Raw genomic sequence first — 18,158 nt, forward strand, 5'->3', positions numbered from 1 at the left:
ATTGAACAGACAAGAAAATGCGCATTCTATTCATACTATCCCTTATAGCCATACTAGCTGGATGCAAAGACGAAATGGTTTCAGTTCCCGTCGGCGCATACAACTACACCAATCATGACATAAATACAGTTTGGGCAAATGGAAAATGGGTAGGCGGACCAAGAGTTAATGAAGGAGGTGGAATTGCAGGATCAATTAACATTCCGATGCAATACACTCCCGGAACAACTGTAAAAGTTGAGTGGGAAAGAAATGCTTGCGTTCATGGAACAGAAGAATGCAAAAAAAGAAACGCTAGCGGAGAGATTATTCAAATATTTGGGAGAAAAACCGTAACTATTCCTCCATATGATGGATCATCAATGGCGGAGGTACAAATTCTCTTATTGCCAAATGACGAAGTTAGAGTCTACGCAGATAATAGAGGAATCACCCATCCAGATCACCCATCCCATAAGGAGTTCGGTACACTCCTCGACGATGGATTACGCCCATTGAATGGATTGTGGCCTTCAAAAGAGAAAGAGGCATCCAAATGAGCATACAGAATGCAAGCTGCCCCTCCCTCGAAAAAGAAAGCTCAGCTCAGAAAGCAGCACGCTATCAAAAAAAAGCAGAATTAACTGATAATAAAAAAAATAATGCCCCAAGCTGCAAAACAGATGTTTGGGTTACACTTTTCTTTGACGGAACGAATAACAACCGAGACAGAGATTTAGAGGAAGCCAAAAAAACTAAACCACGATCCCGTTGTGACCACTCTAATATTGTCTCACTTTTTGATACCGCCAAGCTTGATCCAGACGCACACTATTTTTCCTACTATATGCAAGGCGTTGGAACCATTTTTAAATTAATTGGCGAAGAAGAACCCGACGATCTTGGCCTTTCCATGGCTGCCGGCGGACAAGCCAGACTAAGTTATGCTTATTATCAACTTTGCAATGCCATTAGTTATTCATTCAACAAAATTCGAATATTTTCCGCTTCCGAATTTAAAAAAGAACTGAAAGTATCTAAAGATAGAAATCCCAACCCTAGATTTCCTGATCTTTCATCACTTGATGCTGTTCAGAAAAAACTAGCAATCCATGTCGGCAACAATAAAAATACGCCTAAAATTGAAATCGTCAATGTCGCTATTTTTGGATTCTCACGTGGCGCAGCCCTAGCAAGAGTATTTTCCCGCTGGTTGGAATTATCTTGTAAGCGCCAGGGGGATACTTGGCTTTTTGCCGGATGCATACCGATTCGGCTTTATTTCTTGGGGATATTTGACACAGTTGCATCTGTCGGAATGGCGCACTCAACGCCAGGCTTAGGGAGAGCGCCTGGCCGCTCAGCAAATGGCGTAGTCGATGGACAAAATAGCTGGGCGACGCCAGATATGTTGAAGGTGACTGCCTTCACGAAACAATGCCGCCATTATGTCGCCTCCCATGAAATCCGCTATTCATTCCCTTTAACGAGCATTCGACATGAAGATGGCAGCATGCCCCTGAATGCAGTTGAAGTTGTTTACCCTGGCTCTCATTCAGACGTCGGCGGCGGTTATGGGCCTGGCGACCAAGGAAAGGCTGTAGGCCATCGCCGCAAGCTACTCAGTCAAGTTCCACTGTTGAATATGTATAACGATGCCAGATCGGCCGGCGTGCCATTACAAGCATTTTCAACATTAGCAGACAAAGAAGTACAAGGTGACTTTGAGATTGACTCATCTCTAATAAAACGCTTCAATGCATATATGGCATGGGCCAGCGCAGGCGGCCGCATTGTAGAAGAGGCACTATATGCCCACTTAAAGAAATACTGGCATTGGCGCATTGCTACCAGCCCACAGTTTATGCAGCAAGATTGCATCCAACAGCTTAGCAAAGGCACCACGCTGCGCAGCTCGCGTTCCGACAAACAAGATTTAGAAGACATGCGCGCCAGCGAAAAAGATTGGCAAGGCGATTTATCCAGAGCACGCATAGTACAAAGCGACGTTAATGAAGCTGCTGAGCTATTGCGGCTACAATCTGAAGAGGCCGGAAAACCCGTCCCCAAAGATGTTCATGACTTTTTTGATCAACACCTTCATGACTCTCATGCCTCGTTCTATATGATCGGCCCGACAACAGCATGGCAGCGACAACAACGCATCGCAGATGCAAGGTATAAGAGCAAGAGCGTAATATATAACCCCGCCACCGGCCTAACGCCTAAGAAGCTTAGCCCATTCGAACAGAAGTTAGTAAAGTGCGCGCCAGGTGACTCGTCCGAACCCAATAAAATCGATAGCTCAAATTATCCCGTAGTGACGGATAGTGATTATTCCGATCTTGTCAAAGGTGATGGTGCTGGCGGTCGGGTCGCATCGGCAATGACGAATACCCGCCGTGAAGTCGGCGGACATGCCCACCAGCGCGCAACATTCGTCGGCCGCTACGAACGGTATGCAAAAACCACCAGTGCAATCGATTTTCTTGCACGCGACACGCTAAAAGGCCGCCAGGAACAGCTAGCTTACGACTACAAAGAACAAGTTAGGATGCGCAATCTTGCATTTGAAAACCAGAAAACCATTCTGAAAGATCAAGGTCTGCCGACAGACAAACTAGAGCAGGTTCATAAGCAGGACATGTTCCAACTTGGCGTTAAATTCCGCCAACAAATTCAGAGCCTTTAAGGATTGTACAGTAGTTCTAACAACTGATATCAATTTGAATCACAACTAAAACAACTGTTCTTTAGAGTATTGCCAGACAGAGCAGACAGCTGTATGCTGGCGAATCACTCCCACTTGTAAGTGGGCGTAGAAAAAAAGGGCCGCATTAAGCGGCCCCAAACGGGTAGATCACTGAAGCCCTGGCATTAGAGACTTCAGCCCACAAATAATAACATAGGCATTATATTTAGCCAATAAAAACCAGCCGCTTTTATGCGGCTGTTTTCTTTTTACCACGCCAAATAAATAGCACCAAAATAAAACAGAACCAATAAAAACAGCCGCATTTCTGCGGCTGTTCGCTTTTACTACTCCCCAATTACTTCAAACCCACTTCCTATTATCTTCCTCTTTTACCACTCAATGAATCAATGCTGCCCCAGCAAGGCAAACAAGACATCACTGACCAATGCGGAACCTAAGAATGTCCCGCCAAATACCAACATGGCGACAATCATCAATCGCCAGCCATCTCTCTTAAATATCGTGACTTCCTGCTTTGTCAGCGCCAAGCCCGCATAGGCTAGCACCAACGTTGCGCAAGATAATGCATCCACCTGACTAAACCATTGGTTTCTCAGATCAGCACCAGGCAGGCCCGGCAAGCTGGCCAATACGCCAATAATGGAAATCCAAATCAGTGTCGAAATCTTGAAAGGCAAATAGCGATTCAAGAAATAGCCACTGAGACAAATCCCCAGCATCAGCGCGATGCCCGGCACCACCATCACCAGCTCTTTCTTAGGCCCCATGACATGACTCAGCACAATGATGGCACCAGCCATCAACATATTGCTGACAAAGCCGGCAACACCCAGCTTAGGCTCTTCCGTCTTTACAACTTCGATATCCGACTCATGTATCTGGGCAGCGGCAGCTTGACGCGGCTGGCGCAGCTTGCTCAACACCTTGTATAAGGCATTGGCGAATGGCAAAGCCACGTACATGCCGAATATGACCCCGGTTGCCGACGTCAGCAGATTACTCGCCGCTGCCAGCGCAAACAGTTCATCTTTATGCGCGGGCAGGATCGCCGTCAGCGTCGCGGCGCAGGCGGCCATCATGCTGCCGCTACCAACGCCGCAAGCGATGCCCAGCGCCTTATTGCTGAACACGTCCCAAGAGAAAACCAGCGGCACCAGCAACGAGAAAAAGATCGTGCCGAACATCGTCCCTATCGCGTACACACTAAGCGTTCCCATGCCCTCCAGGCTACGCAGGCCGTAGCGCTCGGAAATGACGGCAATGTTTGGCTCGCGATCAATAGAGAAAGTCGCTCCTACCGCCTCCCGCCCCATGCGGAACAGCAGCACGGCAACCGGCATGGCCACTAGGGAAGTCGCCACGTTGCCGATCTCATGGAAGACCAGCACCGGCCCGGCCGCGATAATCGCTTTGATCTGCGGGCCTAGCAGGGTCGCCAGCTTGGCCCCCAGCGGTAACACCGCGATCAGTATCACCTGGCTAAGCGAATTGCCGACCGTCGGCCGCACCCAGCGCGCCGCCAAAGGATTAACGCAAGGATTGCATATCGCTCCTAGAACGAAGGCGTACAACAGGGGCAACAGAATGATATTGCCCTTCCCTACCGCGAATTTTTGGATATAGATCAGCTCGGCAATGATCACGATGCCTATCGTGATCAAATGCGCGAGCTTGTTGAACCCAATGCCATCTACCCCTTGCGACTCCCTATACTGCTCAACACTTGCATGTGCCATTTTTCTTCTTCCTGCAGCTTTACAATGAACCCGGCTTAGGGCGCCAGGACGGTTTCCACCAGCTTCACCCAATACGCGGCGCCCACGGCTAGCGCCTGATCGTTAAAGTCGTAATGCGGGTGATGTAGTCCCGCGCGATGCTCTCCCCCCCCAACACCCAACCAGGCATAGCAGCCCGGTCGCTGCTGCAGCATGAAGGCGAAATCTTCGGACCCCATCGACGGCCGCAGATTGTTCTTGATGTTGTCAGGCCCCAGCAAAGCCGCTGCGACTTCAATAGCCAGCCTAGCCTCTGCCTTAGAATTGATGGTGGCCGGGTAGCGATACCAGTAATCAAACTCGGCCTCGACGCCCATGGCCAAGGCCAGTTGCGCGACAACTTCACGCATACGGGCTTCGATCAGGGTTTGCACGGCCGTGGACGCATGCCGCACCGTACCGCGCAATACCGCGCGCTCAGGGAGGATGTTCCAGGTTGAACCCGCCTCCACTTGGGTGATCGACAGCACGGCCGGGTCTAAGGGATCGACATTGCGGCTGACGATGGTTTGCAGCATGTTCACCAACTGCGCTTGCGCCGCCACCACGTCATTGACCCGATTCGGCATCGCGGCATGGCCCCCCTTGCCGCGCAGACGGATTTCGAAAATATCGAAGGCGAACATGATCGGTCCCGGATGCGTCGCCATCTGGCCAACCGGCAAGTCCGGCCAGTTATGCAAGCCATAGACGCTATCCACATGGAAGCGCTCAAACAAGCCGTCATCCAGCATGTCGCGGGCACCGCCTTCATTCTCTTCAGCTGGCTGGAAGATGAAGTGCACAACGCCATCAAAATCCTTGCTATTGGCCAAATGCCGGGCCGCGCCCAGCAGCATCGCGCAATGGCCATCATGACCGCAGGCATGCATGCGGCCCTGATGCTCAGATCGATAGGGCAAGTCGCCCTCTTCCTGCAGATGCAGGGCGTCCATATCCGCCCTCAGACCAATAGCCCGCGTTCCCTTCCCCGCGCGCAGCGTTCCCACTACGCCGGTCTTGCCTATTCCCGTTGCCACCTCTAGGCCAAAGCTGCGCAATTGGCTGGCAATCAATCCCGCCGTCCTATGTTCTTCAAACGCCGTTTCAGGATGGCGATGAATATCTTGCCGCCAAGCCGCCATATCCCGCGCCTCCGCATCGGTAATCATCGAATGGCCTGTCACTCTCCCATGCATCGTTAATTCCACAGCACCCCCTATTTATTCCTGTTTAGGACTATATGTCTGATCACTTGAGACAAGTAAGAACCATGTCATAATGAGGGGCAATTCTAACCATGTGTTACTGTTTCTCCAATATCGCAAAAGATTTTTTTTGTTGCGTACACCGCAACGCATCTAATGAGAACAATATGGATTTTAATGATCAGCGCGTGGAATATTTTTTTGAGGCAACGCGATTAGGAGGAATTCGGGCCGCAGCCGATCATCTCGATGTTTCGCCCTCTGCCATAAGCCGGCAGATCAGCCAATTAGAAGATGAATTAGGCGCAGTATTATTTGAGCGTCACCGCAGAAGCATGATCCCAACATTGGAAGGGAATATCGTTCTAGAATATTACAAGAGACACAAGACCGAACAAGAGACCGTGATAACTCGCCTACAAGAAGTAAAGGGAATTCATCGCGGCCATGTTGGTATCGTGACAGGCGGAGGGGTAATCGATGATCTGCTCGAAGCTTCTAAAATATTCAGTAAGCAATACCCAAACATTACATATAACATCGATATTCATGGCACCAATGACATCGTAAGCGCCATTGTTACGGATAAAGCCCACATCGGCATTGTTTTCTATTCCATGCCCAATCCACAGCTAAGAGTGCATCGAACCTCTGTTCAGCCACTTTATGCAATTGCAGCTCGCGGCCACCCATTGGCCAATGAAAAGCAACCTATTAGCTTTGCGCGCTTGGTACAAGAAAAAATCATCATGCCAGATATCAGCTTTGGCGTACGGCAAATTCTACGCGATGCAGAAAAGAAAGAACGTTGCGAAATTTCACCCTATATCCAAACGAATAGTTTTGCCGTTATGGTCGAATTTGCGATTGCGGGAGAAGGCGTCACAATACAGCCCAAATTCTCAGTACGAAAAGAAATTGAAAATGGCAGTTTAGTGGCCATTCCGATTCAACAACAAAATCTTGAGCAAGCGGAACTACACCTTATCACCCACCAAGGCCGACAACTCGGAATTGGCCCTGCGCGCCTGCTGGATATTCTGGCAAACAATATGCCTGCTTTTGCAATCTGAAAAAATAAAAACCATCTCCCCTTGACGTAGCCCCATTGGGGCTATAGAATTCGGTTCATAGGGTAGCGCATCAGGCGCAGCCCGCCACCCCTGAAAAGGAAGACAAAATGGCAACAACCATCGCACAAGAAATTCATCGCCTGAAAATGCTAAGCAATCAAATTGAATCCTTAATTAAAAAGGAAACAGGCGCAAATATCGAATGGACATTTCGCGGGCAAGGAAATGAAAGATTCACAATCTCAGGCACGCCTAACGATGTTAATGCTGCGGTGGCATTCTCTGCCAAAATTAACTCCCTTCGACTTGAAGAACCCATCGTCTACGACGAAGAACTAGATACGTCCTTCGCCTATTTATGTAAATAAAACAGGGGCCTCGCATTGCGAGGCTTTTTCACATGAAAATTATTGAAAACTATACCGCTCCCAGCACAGACGACCTTGGTAATCTCAGAAAAGCCCTCGGCTTCCAAGGCGAGGAAATGGCACGCCTTGCCGGCGTAGCGGGAAATAGTCAATGGAGGAAATACACAGGCGGCGCAGAACCAAGAAAAATGAGTCTGCATATGCTGTTTTACACTGCCGCGCGCCTTACACTACCAGAACATGAAATTCTTCAAGTCTTGGACAAAATGCGTGAGATTGGCGCAACGTTCGACTATAAGGATACCTCGCAAAAGCCAGAGGACTGATAAATCACTTTGGTTTCTATCTTGATACTCAATGAAACCAGCCTTCCCTTAAGATCAATAAAATAAAAAATGGACCAAGTAAAAGTTTATAGTTATTTGCGTTTCAGTGACCCGCGTCAATCTACAGGGACATCTATAGAGAGACAGACTCAATATGCGCGGCAATGGGCTGCAGGACACGGCCTAAAGCTGGATGAATCTCTCAGCCTGCGTGATGAAGGTCTCAGTGCTTATCACCAGAAACATATCAAGCAAGGCGCACTAGGAACCTTTCTTGAGGCTGTTCAAGATGGACTTATAGCGGAAGGCTCTGTTCTTATAGTCGAAAGCCTAGACCGACTAAGCCGGGCAGAACCTATTCTTGCCCAAGGCCAGCTTTCCTTAATTATTAATGCTGGAATTACCGTTGTAACAGCAAGCGACAACAAAGAATATAATCGCGAGAAGCTAAAAGCGAATCCGATGGACTTGGTTTATAGCCTGTTGGTGATGATTCGCGCTCACGAAGAAAGCGACATCAAATCCAAACGCGTGAAAGCTGCTTTAAAATCTAGGCTAAAAGGATGGATTGACGGCACCTATCGCGGCCGTATTGCCGCTGGCAGTACGCCACAATGGCTAAGCTGGTCAACAGATCATTGGGAAGTCATCACCGACCGCGCCCAAGCTTACCAGATAGCAGTTAAGCTATACCGCCAAGGCAAGACATCCAGATCAATTATTTACCACCTTGAAAATCTTGGACTGGCCATGAATGAAAATGGCCTGCCCAAGCCCAATAACTTGGCAACACTTCTCAGAAATCCCGCTCTAACAGGTGTCAAAACTGTAAGCGTTGATGGCGAAAAATTTGAACTGGACGGTTATTATCCTGCACTAATCAGCAGCCGGGACCGCAAATCACTATTCTTGCCTCGGCATAAAAGACATAGAAAACCAGACGATATCGCCAGCGTGGTAACTGGCTCTAAATTGCTACGCTGCGGATATTGTGATTCTGCCGTTGTAGGTGGCAACTCACTTCAAAGAAAAAGACGCCCCAACGGCACGCCACAAAATGGCCATCGAAGACTTCACTGCTGCGGCAACAACAAACCTAAAAGACGCAGATGCACTACAAGCGCGTCATGCTCTGTGGTCCCTGTTGAAAATGCCATCATGGCTTACTGTAGCGACTCCCAGGGCTTGCAGCCATCAAATGAAGCGCCAAACACCATGCTTTACGAGAATTGGGCAAAGCTAATGGATGGCGTCAACTCGCTGGATTTTGACGCTAGAGAAATGGCTCAACACCTGATCAAAGAGACGTTTCAAAAAATCATCATATACATGAATGGCTTCACCCCTAAAAAAGCCAATGGCCCAATTCATACGCAGCCCCCTATTGACTTGACGTTAATACCCAAGCACGGCGAACCGAAATCATTGCATATCAATCGAAAAACGGGCGAATGGATGATTGATGACTCCACAATTAATCAATCGCGCTCAGTTGCAGTATTTCATCAAGCCGTAGAGCCTGATGAACCCACAAACAGCGACATGTAAGACACGTCTAGCCCTGAAAAATGCCCCGCATCGCGGGGCATTTTCTTTCCTAGCTCAATAATACTAGGAGTAAATCGGCACGGCCATATTATCAGAAGTTTGATCATGCTCAGAATGCCAAATCATACCATCCCTCATGACTACTACTCTCTTAGCCGTGCGAATAGTTTCCGGTCGATGAGCTATAATAATCTTCGTCAAAGGCAATTGCTCCATAGCCTCATTAACTAAGCGTTCATTATTCACATCTAAGTGACTTGTTGCCTCATCAAGAAATAGCAATTTCGGTTTCTTATACAATGCTCTAGCAAGTAAAATTCTTTGCTTTTGACCACCAGATAGAAATGTACCCATATCACCAATCAAAGTCTGATAACCCATCGGCATAGATGTAATATCATGATGGATAGCCGCTTTTTTAGTACAACTCTCAACCCATTCCCAATCAATATGTGATGAGAAAAAGGTAATATTCTCTGCAATAGACCCTGCAAACAATTGATCTTCCTGCATGACAGCACCCAGCTGTTCCCGCCACGCCCTCAAACCCATTGCACTCATAGTAACACCACCAATTAAAACTTCCCCTTTACTAGGCCGCAATAAACCCAACATTATTTTAACCAATGTCGTCTTACCACAGCCTGAAGGTCCTGTTATAGCAACCGAACTACCAGCCTCAATTATCAGATTTACCCCATTTACTATCCATGGCTCACCTTCCCCATAGCGAAAATGCACATCTCTCAGCTCTAAGCTTGGCTGGGTAAACTTAGTCATTTTAGACCCTAGCATTATCTCATCCCCAGCTTCAGGATCAGACAATACAATATCTGCCAATCGCTCTCGTTGAATTTTCAACATTCTAATTTGAAAGATCAAATCAACCAAATTACCAACCCTGCTTGAGAACTGAAGTTTATAGCTACCATAGGCGAAAATCATACCAATTGAAAATTGATGATCCATTACAAGCAATGCACCAAAGTACACCACCAAAATTCCTTCAACGCCAAATATAAGCCCATTAGATAGCTGGTAAAGCATAGTCATTCTTTGTGTAGCGAGACTACGATTCGTTGTATTAGCCACAAGGCCCAGCCATTGAACTCTTCTATCACCCTCCCGATTAAAGAGCTTTATTGACTGAATCCCGCGTATGCTTTCAATGAAGTGGCTCTGTTCTTTTGCAGAAAGCATCACCTGTTCTTCATTAGCCAATCTAAACGGCTCATATGTCGATATACGTATAATGATATAAATTACCAACGCCAATAGTGTTATCGCTGTCAGCTGAACGCTGTAAAATAGCATCATACATAAAGCTAGAATGGCCATCATCCCATCTAAAATGGAACTTAAAGCAGTAGTCGTTAATGTCTGACGAATGGTTTGGATAGAACCAAAGCGTGATACAACATCCCCCAAATGTCTCTTTTCAAAATAAGAGATTGGCAGTTTCAGTAGTTTTGAAAAAACTCCCGACATCCACTGCATATTTAATTGGGTAGAGAAGTAAATGACCAGCCATGAACGTAGCGATCCAATCAAAATTTGCACTACCATCAACAACAAAAATCCAAGCGCCAGGGCCTTTAATAAATCCCTATCACTTTGAACAATTACACCATCAATCACCCACTGTTGAAAAAATGGCGCTAATAGCGTCAACAACTCCAAAGCGCTAGACAATGCCAACACTTGGAAAACTGAACGTGCCAAACCTGCTACATTACCCACCAAGGTTTTCAGGCTAACATCTAGCCTCTCTTCCTTTTTCTCAAACAATGGCGTTGGATAAATCTCCAAAGCAATTCCAGTGAAATGCTTAGATATCTCATTAAAGCTTAATTTTCTAACCCCAAAAGCCGGATCATGAATTACGGCACATTTAGCAGAAACCGATTTCAAAACAACAAAATGATTTAAGTCCCAATGCAAAACACAAGGCATCTGCAACTGGTCCAGCTCATGTAATTCCAATCTTAATGGGCGTGCCTGAAAATTTAACACCTCGCCAAAATCTATCAATTGCTCCAGCGTCATGCCTTTAGCAGATAACTCGTACCGCCTCCTTAAGGTCGATATGTCCGTTACATAACCATGAAAGTTTGCAATCATTGCCAAGCATGCCAGGCCACACTCTGCCGCCTCAACTTGCAATAGCATCGGCAGTCTTCGCCCAAAGCCATAATGCAAAGCTTCCAACATATTTAGAATTTTCCCTTAATTGCTAGCAACGGCTCAAATATCCATTCGATAATTTTACGCCGATCTGCAAGAACATCCCCTTCTACTTTCATATCAGGCTGTAACGGCTCTTGCCTTCCATATGCCAAAACTGTTTGTTTATCCGGGCGAACAGTTACCTTATATTGTGGTTCATAAGTTGCTAAACGACTTTCCGTCACTCCAGCTATAGGCTGAGCACTACGGGCCACCTCAATTACCGTGCCATCGTATTGCCCGAACTTTTGATAGGGAAATGCCGCATAACGTAGTTGAACCCGCTGTCCAACCTTGACGAAGCCAATTGCACTTGAGGGCGCATAAAACCAGGCTTGTAAATAGGAATGCTCTGGAACGATAGCGGCCAGTGTTTGCCCTGATGCCACGGCCTGCCCATCTGTCGCTTGAATAGCCGTAACAACTCCCGAGATTGGCGCCACAATGACGATCTCCCGGTGAGTTTCAGTTTCACTGATATCTTGCTGAAGGCTGAATAGCGAGCGCTCAACATCAGCGCGCTGTGTCGCATTCTTGCGAGGCTGGGCTAAAATGTCTGCACGTACTGAATTAATCTGTGACTGCAAGTCAATCCCACTACGCTCTAGATTGGACAAATGGGATTGTTGATCTAATAATCCATCGCTTTTTTCTTGCACCTGCAAAGCCGGCGCAAAACCAGACTTAGCTAATAATTGATAACGCGCCAGCAATGCCTTAGCTGATTCAACCCGTCGTGTTTGAAAATCCTGCTCCCGCAACAACTCTGTTCTTTGCACCTGCAAGTCATGTAAACGCTGCTGTAACGCTTCCCGCTGTTCACGATCCAAACGATTCAAATTATCTAACTCTACTTGATAATTCTGTTGCCTCTGATGTAATGAATTTATAGATGCTGCGGCGGACTCCCCTAATTTAGTTACACGTTCACCAGATATTGAGAAAAGCACTTGCCCTCGTTGAACATGCTGACCTTCCTGTACCTTTCGACTTGACACAATGCCAGCTTGAAACACTGTTACTTGAGCAAGTCCTTTATCTGGCTGAAGACTACCACTTGTTGATATATGCTTGGTGTAATCGACCAAAACGAGAAGTGCAATGACTGCCACAGTAAAAGCTACTGACAAGGATACCAAGGCCCAGACCAGTCTAGGACTTCGCAATAAAACAACGCCAATAGCCGTACTTTGACTGCTATGCTCTAATACTTCTTTCCGATAGAACATACTTTGCTACCAACAAAACTTTCATTTTAACTGCGCTTTGGATTTTTTCATTTTCTCAACCAAACCGCTAATTAAATTAGCAACACCATAAACCAGAATACCAAACATTAATGCTGTATAAACATCCCTAACAACTAAATGCGTCTGGCTAAATAAAATAGCTGCCACCAGGCCACCAAAAATATATGAAAGTATCTTTACTATGCCCATCACAAACCTTTCGAATTTAAGGTAAACAGAAGCGATTGCAACTGTGGTCAGATTGCAATCGCTGATTATTTAGTCGTTATCACGGCCACAATCGGAGCGGTCACGGCAGGCGCCACCACGATCACCACCATCATTATTTCCACCATGGTCGTTGCCACAAAATGCATCGCCCATCCAACCACCAACAACCGAACCTACAGTTGCACCAGCAACAGCACCTAACATACCAGCTTTAGACTCCCCAAAAAGACCACCCATTGCACCCATCGCGCCGCTATAGGCATTTCGGCAGTCTTGCCCGGAGCCATCTTTACCACCAGCCACCATCGCAACTTGATATTTTTCTAATACTTGCATTTTTTATTTTCCTTCAGAAATTTACACGGAACAATCTGACCACGGCAGGAATCCTAATCTCTAACTGACGCCTCCTTCTATCGTATGTATGAAATTTGGTAAAATAGCATTACTCATATTTTAGTTTCGTTGCTTGCTGAAATTAAATTTCAACAACTCAACATTTATCAGAAATAAAAATCACACACTAAACAACTCTCACAAATAGAACCAACAAGCACCATATCTGTTAGTATATTTTCAAACATTTAAATTCAGCACTTAGATTATTGTTTCATTTCCAAATAAACGATCCAAAATAGTCACATTCTATTCCCCTCAGATGACACCAGACATTCACCAAACTGTAATGAAAGTCGAATATACCCATGCATGACAGCATCCCAACTATCCGCCGTCACCGGCTCCAGCTGCGGGCATGGCTTGGCCAAGTTGACCGGAACGGGCGGCGTTGGCGGCTTCAATCGCGGCATTGAGTTCGCGCAGCCTGTCAGCACCAGGGCGACAATCAGCAGGCAAGGGCTGCTTTTCCACGACATGGTTGTACCTTTCCATAATTTTGGGTTGCGCCTGGCGCAGTGCGCTCAACATGGTTTCAATGCGCTGTGATAGCGCATGCAGCCGCTCTGTCTCTGCCCGGTAGCCCTCCAGATCGGCGCGGGCCTCGGCCGCACCCCGCCGCGCATCCGCCATGGTCCATTGCTGGCGCATAACGTCCACGCCCTGGCCATATCCCCACCAGACCGACCCAAGCCAACCCGCAACCAGCACAACGCCACCAGCAGCCCGCCAACACTCTTTCACAGTCCCACCCGCAGAAATCCCTTGCACAGCTTCGCGCTGCGCACGCGCCTGCAGACGGCATAGCCTTCGCGCGCCCCATTGGCATTGGTGTTGCCCTCGATCGTCAGCAGCTTGTCGCCATCGACCCGCTCAACGATGCCGGTATGTCCCAGCCCTTTACCGAAATCCATGATGAACACGTCACCCGGCTGCGGCACGCTCACGCGCAACGCCTGGCGTTCGTTCCACTGCCGCAACACACCGCCAGTCTTCAGCAGCGGATTGACGCCGCCCGTCTCCTCCGCCGCGCGCTGTGCGCACCAGTAAACGAACGCCATGCACCAGGCTGCAGGAAAACCGATCCCCACCGCCTGCAGGTACTGGCGCACCTTCGGCCCATCGTTGGAGCCTCGCGGCTGCTCCTCAACGCCCAATTGAGTCATTGCAGTTTGTACCAATTCCATAACACCCCCTTAAAACAACAAAGCCCGCATTTGCGGGCCTTTTGATTATCTAAACTACGTTGTATTTAATTACTGAATTTATTGGCTTGCTTCTTCAACCATGCTTCTAGCCACTGCGCCCCCAAGATGCCAACCACAGAGCCGGCACCGATCAAAGCCGGCAAAGGCATATCTGGAAACCGCATCAACACCAAACCGGCAACCGTAGAAGTTGCGCCGCCCAAAATAGCGCGCCCGACTGCTAAACGGGCCGTCATCTCCTCACCACTTACCAGCATCTTTGCCAAAGCGATAGAGGCTCCAACCACCGCCAACATGATTACAACTAAAAGCGCTGCCACTCCTTTTCCAATTTCTTGCATGACACCTCGCTGATTGCAAACCATCTATTTATTTACGCCACTGGAAAGTAATCGATAGTACAGGGCTGACACCGATCAACTTATCGTCAACCAGACGCCGAACGGTACACTGCCATTGCACATCTTTAACAGGCTCTTTGCATTCCACGATTAGCGTCCTTAGTGTTGCCCTACCATTTTGCACTCTGACTTTTGGATTAATCTTCCCGACTTGATCCCATTGATATTTCATCGAATCCAACCCCGCATAATTCACGATGCAATTCACTGGATTTGACTGGAACCAGCCACCCACAACTTTCTCGGAATAGTCCTCCATTTTGGATAGTGTAATTTCTATCTCCATTTTTTTTCCCATAAAATCCTTGGCGGAATAGGCCCCATCCCCAGCTTGTGCCAAACGTCGAAATATCGCCTCTCCCGCACTTCCCGCCATAAGCTCGGATCGACCAACTTCAATGTTTAATTCCCTCGCCGAAAACGACCCGCTAGCCGGTAAAGTCATGCGGCCTCCAGTTGGGCAATGCGGGCCTCTAGCCGCTCGATGTGGCTCTGCTGTTCCTTCATCGCCTCGACAAACAGGCCGGCCAGGTTGCCGTAAGCAACCGTCAGCGTTTTGTCTTCATCAGCGGCCTCGATTACCGCCTCGGGCTGCACTGCCCGCACCTCTTGCGCGATCAGCCCCACCTGACGCGCGCCGGTATCGGTTCGGGTGAAGGTGTAGCCGTTCAGCCTGCAAACCTTGCTCAGCGCGTCCGTAATCGGCCGGATGTCCTTCTTCAGTCGTCTGTCCGAAAACCACGCCACATTACCGGCCGCTGTCATGTCGCCAGTCTTGGTATCGACATACCAGCGCCACGCCTCTGCCGACCAGCCGCCCAGGCCGAACACGCCATCATGGCGAAGCGCCAATTTCACCGCCCACGCATTCGGCACGTACCAGACGGCGGCAGCTGTCTGGCTATCCCCCTGGCCACCTGGCAAACCGCGCACCTCTAGCGAGGACGATTGATCCCCCTTCGCCATCACACCCGCCAGCCTGCCCGTCAGCAGCTTGTCGCCGGCCTCGATAACGCCCGCCGCTTTGTAATCGTCGCCCTGCCACAAATGCGGCATATCACTGCCCGCGCCGGCCAAGTGAAGCACCGCTTGCGCCGTCGCGTCATCTTTGCCGCCACCACACACGGCCATCGCTGCCACTTGACGCTTGCCTTCCTGCACCGCCCGCCAAACCGTATATGCCGATCCGCTCGAAGGGCAGGCGACTTGCAGACCACCCCAGCGCGCATCTGTCGACCAATCTTTCCAGGAACTGCCGTTCGGCTGAGACGTCAGCGGCGCGAGAAACCGCTTGTTGCCCGTTACCTGCTGATCCCCGGCCAGCGCCAGCAGATCAGCCGCCTGCAAACCGTCCACGGTATCGGCATTCAGGCCCGACCCTGCACCGTGGTTTTTGTCATGCCAAACTTTGACCCAAGCGCCCCACCGCTCGTTATACCGGCTGCGGAAATACAGCTGCGTGCTGTCCGGGTGATAGGTTTGATACTGCTGGAAAGTCATGCTGCCCTGCTCCAGCACCGACAACGCGCCGGCCACTGGCCACGGGTAATTGCTGCCCGTTGACGCATTCGCGTTGGCACCCTGCCAAAACCAGCCATTCTTCCGGCACGCGTTCAGGTCAGCATCCTTCCCCAAGCCCTCCCGATACATCAACAGCGCGCCATCGTTGCCGGTATGCCAATGGCGGTTCCAATCGCTCCACGTACCGTTTTCAAGCCGGGCTTCGTACACCTCGCCGCCCCACGCGCGGTATGTCAGCACGCCCCATTTGTCGCTCAGATAGTTGACCGTGAACATGCCATTAGCGGCATTGCCCGGCGCACCCTTGACGCCTTTGCCGGCATTGGATTGCGCATGGTAGAAGCCATTCGGCCGCTTGTCGGTTAGCTCGCCGCTGCCAACATTTTGCGCATTGCCGCCCATGCCATAGCTGGCCAGGTCTTGCGCCTCCAGCTTCTTGGCCAGCTGGCTGGCGACGGTATCGGAGAATTTGGCATCATTGTTCAACGCCGCGCCCAATTCCTTCAGCGTGTTCAGCGCATCCGGCGCGCTGTCCACGATCTTCGCCACGGCGGCGTCAACATAGGGCTTATCCGCGAACTTGTTTTCCAACAGGCCGTAAGCCTGCGACCACACTCGCCCCTGAAGATCAACCTCCAGCGTCTTCTTGCTGTTGATGAAAAACGCCAGGTTCTTCGTCCCGGTCATGGGCTTGTCGCCCTCATAGTCGGCAAACAGGCCCGTATCGGCGTCGTCGTCAAACCCATAGCCGACCACGGACGAATCCCCCTTATCCGGGTAGCCCTTGCCGGCGCGGACAGTGTTCGCACGCGACTGGCCGACCACGTCCAGCCGGCTCGGCATGCCGCTGCGGCCGATCACCACCCGCCCGCCTTCCTGATGCAGCAGGGTATCAGCCCCGCTCGCGCCAATCCGATGCTGTAGCGTCGCGCTGCCGTCGCCGGCGTGAATGTCCACCAGCGCCGGCCCCTTAGTCGTCACATTGCGAAACAGCCGCAACGTCGAACCAGACACACCATCCAGCGGCTGCGGGTCCAGATCGATCAGCGCGCCGCCGGTCGCGGCCTGCGCGAACAACCGACCGTTGCCGTCGCTGTGCACCACGTCCAATGAGACATACCCTTTGTCCGGCGACTTGGCCGAATTGACGCGCACCGGGTCGCCTTTGCGCGCGGCCCAGCTGGTAATTTTTTTGGCCTCCTCAATTGCCTGTGCGACATCGCTGATGGACGCCGCGCTGGCCGCCGCAGCCGTGGCGCTGTCGCCGCCGGCCTTGGCGCTGGCCGCCGCAGCGGCGGCGCTGGCGGCGGCGCTCTTCTCGCTACTCGCTGCCGCCGTCTGACTGGCCTTGGCCGCGTCCTGACTGGTCTTCGCTGCCGCCTGGCTGGCCTTGGCCGCCTTCTCGCTGGCCGCCGCGTTCTTCTCGCTTTCCGCCGCCGCATTGCGCGAGGCGATCAGGTCGGCGGAATTGTCCACCACCACCTTGCGCGCCGCTTCCATCGCGCCCAAGCCCTCCCTGGCCCCGCGACTGATGGCCAGCCAGGACATCACCTGTCGTCCCTCGCCCAGCTCGTCGTAAAGCATCACCTGATCGTTGTCAGTCAACAGCACATCGCGGAAGCCGGCCAGCGTCACCATCCAACGCCTTTGCATCTTGGCCAGCTCGGCCGCCACCTCGCCCAGCGGCGAGCCGGTGAAGTTGCGGACGATGGCGTAAGCATGGCCGGCGGCATTGCCGCCCGCGTAGGGCATGCGCAACTGCAAAGCGGCATCGGCTACCGAGGCGATTTCATATAGCTTGCCGTCCGGGCCGATCAGGATATCCCCCGGATTGGTCTGGCCCGCCCAATTCGTGCCTTGCCCGCTTACGGTCAATGCCCCCTGCTGCACGCTGATCTTGCCGACGCGATACCACGCAACATCCGTTGCCATTTCATTCACCCATAAAAAAAGCCCGCCGAAGCGGGCATTAAC

General features: G+C 50.3%; 18 protein-coding genes. 6 read left to right on the forward strand and 12 right to left on the reverse strand.

Annotation, left to right across the window (positions count from 1 at the left end; all coding sequences use genetic code 11):
• The first annotated feature begins 17 nt into the window (after positions 1-17).
• Both VA599_RS13215 and VA599_RS13220 read left to right on the forward strand, forming a co-directional pair.
• Complete coding sequence (locus VA599_RS13215) at positions 18-539, forward strand: DUF3304 domain-containing protein (RefSeq protein ID WP_346788941.1); 522 nt, start codon at positions 18-20, stop codon at positions 537-539.
• Entirely contained in the window at positions 536-2,671 is a 2,136-nt protein-coding gene (locus tag VA599_RS13220; protein ID WP_346788942.1) for a phospholipase effector Tle1 domain-containing protein, read from the forward strand. Before VA599_RS13215 ends, VA599_RS13220 begins: the two co-directional genes overlap by 4 nt.
• Before the next feature lie 407 nt (positions 2,672-3,078).
• Here the strand turns inward: VA599_RS13220 and VA599_RS13225 are convergent, their stop codons facing one another.
• The gene (locus VA599_RS13225; protein WP_346788943.1) at positions 3,079-4,431 is read right to left on the reverse strand and encodes a DUF3100 domain-containing protein; all 1,353 of its coding nucleotides are present in this window, start codon (positions 4,429-4,431) and stop codon (positions 3,079-3,081) included.
• A 35-nt stretch (positions 4,432-4,466) separates the two neighbouring features.
• A complete protein-coding gene (locus VA599_RS13230; RefSeq protein WP_346788945.1) occupies positions 4,467-5,621 on the reverse strand; it encodes a M20 aminoacylase family protein in 1,155 nt (384 codons plus the stop codon).
• A 203-nt stretch (positions 5,622-5,824) separates the two neighbouring features.
• On the opposite strand from VA599_RS13230, the gene VA599_RS13235 reads away from it, so the two are divergent.
• From VA599_RS13235 to VA599_RS13250, 4 genes are all read left to right on the forward strand, one after another.
• Entirely contained in the window at positions 5,825-6,730 is a 906-nt protein-coding gene (locus VA599_RS13235) for a LysR family transcriptional regulator (RefSeq protein ID WP_346788946.1), read from the forward strand.
• Positions 6,731-6,837: 107 nt separating this feature from the next.
• Positions 6,838-7,098, forward strand: coding sequence for a hypothetical protein (locus tag VA599_RS13240; protein WP_346788948.1), 261 nt, complete (start codon positions 6,838-6,840; stop codon positions 7,096-7,098).
• 32 nt (positions 7,099-7,130) lie between these two features.
• Complete coding sequence (locus tag VA599_RS13245) at positions 7,131-7,424, forward strand: hypothetical protein (protein ID WP_346788949.1); 294 nt, start codon at positions 7,131-7,133, stop codon at positions 7,422-7,424.
• 69 nt (positions 7,425-7,493) lie between these two features.
• Positions 7,494-8,972: a recombinase family protein gene (locus VA599_RS13250; protein ID WP_346788950.1), complete on the forward strand. Its 1,479-nt coding sequence runs from the start codon at positions 7,494-7,496 to the stop codon at positions 8,970-8,972.
• Positions 8,973-9,035: 63 nt separating this feature from the next.
• Here VA599_RS13250 and VA599_RS13255 read toward each other — a convergent pair whose 3' ends face one another.
• From VA599_RS13255 to VA599_RS13295, 10 genes are all read right to left on the reverse strand, one after another.
• A complete protein-coding gene (locus tag VA599_RS13255; protein ID WP_346788951.1) occupies positions 9,036-11,183 on the reverse strand; it encodes a peptidase domain-containing ABC transporter in 2,148 nt (715 codons plus the stop codon).
• A gap of 2 nt (positions 11,184-11,185) precedes the next feature.
• Positions 11,186-12,427 (reverse strand): HlyD family secretion protein, encoded by a 1,242-nt coding sequence (locus VA599_RS13260; RefSeq protein ID WP_346788952.1) that lies wholly within the window; start codon positions 12,425-12,427, stop codon positions 11,186-11,188.
• Between the two features lie 21 nt (positions 12,428-12,448).
• The gene (locus VA599_RS13265) at positions 12,449-12,637 is read right to left on the reverse strand and encodes a hypothetical protein (RefSeq protein ID WP_346788953.1); all 189 of its coding nucleotides are present in this window, start codon (positions 12,635-12,637) and stop codon (positions 12,449-12,451) included.
• 69 nt (positions 12,638-12,706) lie between these two features.
• A complete protein-coding gene (locus VA599_RS13270; protein WP_346788955.1) occupies positions 12,707-12,994 on the reverse strand; it encodes a hypothetical protein in 288 nt (95 codons plus the stop codon).
• Positions 12,995-13,296: 302 nt separating this feature from the next.
• Entirely contained in the window at positions 13,297-13,458 is a 162-nt protein-coding gene (locus VA599_RS24175; protein WP_429838762.1) for a hypothetical protein, read from the reverse strand.
• Positions 13,382-13,705 (reverse strand): hypothetical protein, encoded by a 324-nt coding sequence (locus tag VA599_RS13275; RefSeq protein WP_346788956.1) that lies wholly within the window; start codon positions 13,703-13,705, stop codon positions 13,382-13,384. The genes VA599_RS24175 and VA599_RS13275 overlap by 77 nt, the downstream gene beginning before the upstream one ends.
• A gap of 89 nt (positions 13,706-13,794) precedes the next feature.
• Positions 13,795-14,241: a CHAP domain-containing protein gene (locus VA599_RS13280; RefSeq protein ID WP_346788958.1), complete on the reverse strand. Its 447-nt coding sequence runs from the start codon at positions 14,239-14,241 to the stop codon at positions 13,795-13,797.
• Between the two features lie 65 nt (positions 14,242-14,306).
• A complete protein-coding gene (locus VA599_RS13285; protein WP_346788960.1) occupies positions 14,307-14,603 on the reverse strand; it encodes a phage holin family protein in 297 nt (98 codons plus the stop codon).
• Between the two features lie 28 nt (positions 14,604-14,631).
• Positions 14,632-15,108, reverse strand: coding sequence for a hypothetical protein (locus VA599_RS13290; RefSeq protein WP_346788962.1), 477 nt, complete (start codon positions 15,106-15,108; stop codon positions 14,632-14,634).
• Entirely contained in the window at positions 15,105-18,116 is a 3,012-nt protein-coding gene (locus VA599_RS13295) for a pyocin knob domain-containing S74 family peptidase (RefSeq protein ID WP_346788964.1), read from the reverse strand. The genes VA599_RS13290 and VA599_RS13295 overlap by 4 nt, the downstream gene beginning before the upstream one ends.
• Positions 18,117-18,158: the final 42 nt, after the last annotated feature.

This window comes from Chromobacterium indicum (assembly GCF_039708975.1).
In the GTDB taxonomy this organism is placed as follows: domain Bacteria; phylum Pseudomonadota; class Gammaproteobacteria; order Burkholderiales; family Chromobacteriaceae; genus Chromobacterium; species Chromobacterium piscinae.